General features: G+C 59.5%; 5 protein-coding genes. 2 read left to right on the top strand and 3 right to left on the bottom strand.

What is annotated here, in order from left to right:
- The first annotated feature begins 533 nt into the window (after nt 1-533).
- On the top strand, nt 534-824 hold the full coding sequence (locus EOA79_RS29805) for a hypothetical protein (protein WP_128293552.1): 291 nt from the start codon (nt 534-536) through the stop codon (nt 822-824).
- Between the two features lie 89 nt (nt 825-913).
- Here EOA79_RS29805 and EOA79_RS33910 read toward each other — a convergent pair whose 3' ends face one another.
- Nucleotides 914-1,207, bottom strand: a complete 294-nt coding sequence (locus tag EOA79_RS33910) for a PilZ domain-containing protein (protein WP_127334758.1) — start codon at nt 1,205-1,207, stop codon at nt 914-916.
- Nucleotides 1,208-1,339: 132 nt separating this feature from the next.
- A complete protein-coding gene (locus EOA79_RS29795) occupies nt 1,340-1,531 on the bottom strand; it encodes a hypothetical protein (RefSeq protein ID WP_127334757.1) in 192 nt (63 codons plus the stop codon).
- 2,058 nt (nt 1,532-3,589) lie between these two features.
- Between EOA79_RS29795 and EOA79_RS29770 the strand changes: the two genes are divergently transcribed.
- Nucleotides 3,590-3,784 carry a hypothetical protein gene (locus EOA79_RS29770; RefSeq protein ID WP_127324234.1) on the top strand — a complete coding sequence of 65 codons (195 nt, stop codon included), beginning with the start codon at nt 3,590-3,592 and terminating at the stop codon, nt 3,782-3,784.
- A 230-nt stretch (nt 3,785-4,014) separates the two neighbouring features.
- Here the strand turns inward: EOA79_RS29770 and EOA79_RS29765 are convergent, their stop codons facing one another.
- Nucleotides 4,015-4,236, bottom strand: a complete 222-nt coding sequence (locus EOA79_RS29765) for a DUF768 domain-containing protein (RefSeq protein ID WP_066998571.1) — start codon at nt 4,234-4,236, stop codon at nt 4,015-4,017.
- Nucleotides 4,237-4,700 lie beyond the last annotated feature (464 nt).

Raw genomic sequence — 4,700 nt, 5'->3', positions numbered from 1 at the left:
AGACGCCTTGAATTGCAAGGCGTAGCGGCCCCCTTTCACACCCTGCGCCGTTTTGGCCCGATGTTGCCAATGTGGTTCCAAACGGGCTCGGCACGTGCTCAAGCCTACACCGGTCGGCCGAGAGCTACACCGTTTTTGTTGCCGGATCGTTGCCAATCTGGATGCGAATTGGAATAGAGCCCCGTACAGAGGTTTCTCACACCCCCGCCCTTCACTCGCTACCTGCGAAGGCCTTCGCGCGCGTCCTTGCCCTGCCCCCGTGGCGAATGCATGCGGCTTCTAGGATTGGCCTACCCCCGATTTGTAGCGCGCCGATACAAGGCGCCCGACTCGGAGGGAATAACAAATGTGAATGTGGATGGGGGTGATCGACGCCACAATGAGCCAGGGCCTATCGCAACGCAGTTTGCTGACCATATGGCCCCTTGTCCTCGGACGACCGTCGACACACCCTGGTCCCCCGCCCCGCTCGGCGGTCGTCTACCTGTTGAGCGACGACGCACCAGCGCTGCTCATGGCCGGAACCTTTCCGTGTGCCAGACGATCTTGCCGTCGACCTTCATGGCTTGTGGATCACAAGCTTCCGGATCTCGAGAGCCGACCTTCAGGTGATGCTCCGCAGGGCCGCCCTAATGCTGCGAAATGTGACGGGGCTCGTCCTGGATCCGAAGGTCGAGGAAGCGTTGGCAGGCCTGGCTGTGGAAATGGGACTATCCAAGTCGGAGCTGGTCAGAACGATCGTCGGTGAATGGCTGATGGCCAACCCCTACCTGCCGGTGCCCTACGAGCTGGACGACGAGAGTGCGGTCGAAGGCAACGCCTGACCCGCCGTCCAATCATCGCCTCGGACGTTCACTCCTATCCGTTGGTTGCCGTCTAAGTACCTCTGTCCACCAGGTGCTGCCTTCGGCATTCAACCGTAATGGAACTTCGGCTTTGGCTCGGTACCCTCAAATTCGACGCCGACGCGGTCATTCTTTCGCCAACGAACGACAGCTTTGTAAGCGATCCCGTCGATGGGAACGTAGAGCAGAAAGCGTACTGGGATCTGAATGTCTGCAGCCACCTTCAGTTCGGCTCCTTGGGAGTGCTGATTGCGTAGTGAGCAGCTGATTTCCGAGTTTCGGAAACCCGTGATGATCGTTCCGCCCTTCAGCACGCGCGGGCGATGTTCTCGACGGGGAGCGTCTGGAGGTGGGGTTTCCATAGACTTATAACGTGAACGGCGTTCCAGCGCTCCGTGGAGCCGAAAATTATGGCTCAAGCAGGGCGGGACCACAGAGCGCCCAACCTGCTCACAGTTACCTCGTCAGGCTCGGTGTCGGCGGCGGTCCTTTTCCTATTTGAAGGCAAATTTGTAGACCGCTCGGTTGGCCTCGTCGGTGACGCGAACCCATTGGGTCTCGTCTCGCCGGTCCTGTACCTGGCGGCCGGTCACCCATTCAGCGGCTGCTTTCGGTGAGGTCGTTTTCGCGTAGGCAACAGAGAACACGTCCATCTCCGACATGGTTTCAACGGTATAGATGTTCATTTGAAATGCTCTTCAATAAGCGCCGTCAATACATTGAAAGAGCCCGCCCAGTGCGGAACGGGCTCTTTTGTCGGGCCTCCTCTGGCGTCAGCCCACTCCAATTCTCCCGAATGGGGGCCGAAACGCCAGCTCGACGCGTCGCTTTACAGCGCCGCCTAGCTACGGAACTGCGATAAGGGGCACTAGGTTCCGGGGAGTTAGTTCCGCCCCCTATTGAGGTCTTTCGGGCCGGTGTCTGGCGAATAGGTCAAGGTAATACGCTTGCCGCCGCAGACCGCGCATTTCATCCTCGGCCTCAAGTCCCACTCCATAGCCGGAGCATCTGGGCCGAAGCGATCGCGGAGCGCCGACAGATCGAGCTTCTGATGTCGATGGCAGTCGAGGCAGCCGCCCGTGACGGACATGCCCGCGTCGATCAGTTCTTGGAGGGTCCGGCACTCATGGCGGCGATGTAGGCAGAGAATATCCAGATCGCCAGAACGGCTGGAGCCCACTCGTGAGGGAGGGTCGAGTGGGCTCCGTTGCTTGCCTATCGGACGGCTCGGATAGAACTGGGACACCAACCGCGCCGTCGAATCCATAACCGCTTACCCGTCGCGATGTTCCCGACAGAGAAGTCGGAAGACGGAGCGGGCCTAGCTCAGGACAGGAGGACCCGGCCTGTCGCGGGGTGGGCTGGGGACGTGGAGAGCAGGCCGGGCCTCTTACCCCGTTCCGAGCCGGGGCAGATGCACATTATGCGCTGCCTTCCCAGCGACTGACATTAACATTTTCTAAGGCTTAGCTAGCTCTCCGGCGCTTAGAAAGCGCCTGCAATAGGTCAGCTTCGCCGGTGGTGCCGTCATCAAAAGCTTGGAAGACTTCCCTAGCCAGACATTCCCGCTGTTCGCGATCCTTCTTGGCCAGGCGTCTCTCGTCGCACAACCGGTTAAACACCCGCTGGAGCATGTCCAGATCAGCGGGCCCGTAGACGCCACTGCAACGCGACAATGACATGATCGTCGCCCTCGGCGAGGCATCAGCCATTATCACACAGAAATGGTCCTTTGTGGAACGGATTCAGGCCTCAGTGATTAAGCAAAGGAGCGGTCGGTTCCTTCAGGAATGTACCGTCTCAGTGGCAACCTAAAAAGCCCGTCGCTTACGCTCATTAGCTGCGGCGGGCTTTTCATTAGTTACCACTAAAAAGGGTGATGCCTAGCACTGAACGATGGCGCATAATGCATCTCTGCCCCGCCGTGGTTGGCACCGGGGTAAGAGCCCGGCCTGTGCGCCCAAGGTCTCCTCGACCCCTCGGCAGGCCGGGCACGCCCCGGCTAGACGGCATCGTGCCGCGCCGCCTGACCGACCCTCCGTTTGTGGAATTCACTGCATTCCCGTAGCTGCGACTATGATGAGCCCCATCGCAGCGAAAACGATGACGCCGACCATAGCGATCTCAAAGCCGCTTCCGCCAGCGCCTATTTTTTTTGTCGGCCATGGCTTCATGCCTTTCCGCTAACAAACTGGAGCACCCGCCTACGGGCGACACCTTCAAAATCCTCGTGCTGAAGTGGACCCCTCATTTGGGGAGGACAGCAGCGTGCCGTCATTTAAAAATGATGGAGGTCCCTGCGCAGGCATCTTCGCCATGTCAATCGGCCAAGCCGCCCCCACGGCGTTACATCGCTTCGCTCAGAAGGTGAAACAAGCTATCGACCTCCTCGTATATCTCTTTGGGCGCGATGCCCTGACGCCCGGCAGAGGCAAGGAGTTCAACGACAAGATGCAATGGCCCCTGGGTCGTCGGTGCTCACGTTGGCAGATGGTCTGCCATCCATCGGTCCAGAAATTTCAAAGCGCGCGCGCTCATGCGGGGGAAAAGCCGGCCGCGATCTTAGGTTGCTTACTTGTACGGCAGCATCACACGCAAGAGCCCGGTCGTGAGGGACGAGCGCCATCCCGTTGGGGTGACGGGTATCATCTTTTGACCGGTATCCTTCGGGTCGCCGCTTCGCCCAGGAACAAAGCTTCCTGGATCTCTGTTCAGATACGGGATGAATAGAGCAGAGGTCGCACATGAAGGTCTATCGGGTGGAAGAGATGGATGGGGACAGCGTTGTGACCAGTCGTACCATCAATGCAAATACTCCATGGGTGGCAGCCGAAACGGCCACAGGCAGTGAGGTCACGAACGCGCGCGGCGACGAACAGCGCTGGATCCGGGTCACGCATGAGGCGGACGGGGCTGTTAACAGGTACGCGTTCAAGTGACATGTGGAGTCTAACGGGCTGTTGACCCTGGCGGGCCGCTCCGATTGCAGTTTACCCATCAGGTGAAGCTGAGGCGACCCGGCCTGCGAGCGGGAATTCGGGGGACGATTAGAGCGGGACAGGCCGGCCTCTTACCCCGTGTTGCGAGCCGGGGCAGGTGGGCATTATGCGCCGCCTTTGCAGCGGCTGAAGTTAACATTTCCTAATGCAACGCATAGCTCCACAGGAGCTCAGGCCGCCAAGCCGCCTTCTCGGTTCTGCATCGCATCGAGGATCACTTCGAAGACTGTGCCGACCTCCTCGCTGATCTCGTCGGGGCTAATGCCTTCTCGCTCAGCAGCTTTCAGGGCCTCTTCGACGAGGTAAACGATGGCCATTGAATCGTCCGTGATCGCATTCGGCAGGTGATCCGCCATCCACCGGTCTAAGAAATTGATCCCGCGCGTGGTCATGGCGAGAGAAGCCGGAAGGCGGCTTTAGGTTCCTTCTTCGCTGATGCTCTGCACGGCACCATGCCGTAGCTTTGGCTGTTTCCTAGATGGCGGACCCAGGCTGTTATGCTGCCCGGTTTCACCCGTTCAACCGTCGGGTCGATGATGGCCGGGGGATCGGCGGGAGGGGCCACTCTGGTGTTCTGCACGAGCTGATGCAGGCGATCGCGGAGCTGCTTCCGAAGCGTGATGGGCGGTCCGCATACTCGCCGTCTCGGGAACGATACCGCTCGGGCTTGCAGGCAGGCACACGGACTCAGCAATAATGGAGACAAGCTCAACCCCCGGAACGAAACCAAAGAAGCAATCGCGCGTTGGACGCGATTAAGCCATTTCGTCTCGGGTTTGGGGTGCGTGAGAGTGGTCAAGCCAACGTCGCGTAAGGCAATCCCTGGGTGGAGCGCTCCTCAAGCGAAGTCGCCTAT

This window comes from Mesorhizobium sp. M1A.F.Ca.IN.020.03.2.1, assembly GCF_004023205.1.
Lineage (GTDB): Bacteria > Pseudomonadota > Alphaproteobacteria > Rhizobiales > Rhizobiaceae > Mesorhizobium.
Note: the sequence above shows the minus strand (reverse complement) of the source record. Positions and strands in the feature narration are given on the sequence as shown.

Excerpts from the sequence above, each read along its gene's own strand:
- EOA79_RS29770 (WP_127324234.1), top strand. The coding sequence starts at position 3,590 with ATGAAGGTCTATCGGGTGGAAGAGATGGATGGGGACAGCGTTGTGACC.
- EOA79_RS29765 (WP_066998571.1), bottom strand. The coding sequence starts at position 4,236 with ATGACCACGCGCGGGATCAATTTCTTAGACCGGTGGATGGCGGATCAC.
- EOA79_RS29795 (WP_127334757.1), bottom strand. The coding sequence starts at position 1,531 with ATGAACATCTATACCGTTGAAACCATGTCGGAGATGGACGTGTTCTCT.
- EOA79_RS33910 (WP_127334758.1), bottom strand. The coding sequence starts at position 1,207 with ATGGAAACCCCACCTCCAGACGCTCCCCGTCGAGAACATCGCCCGCGC.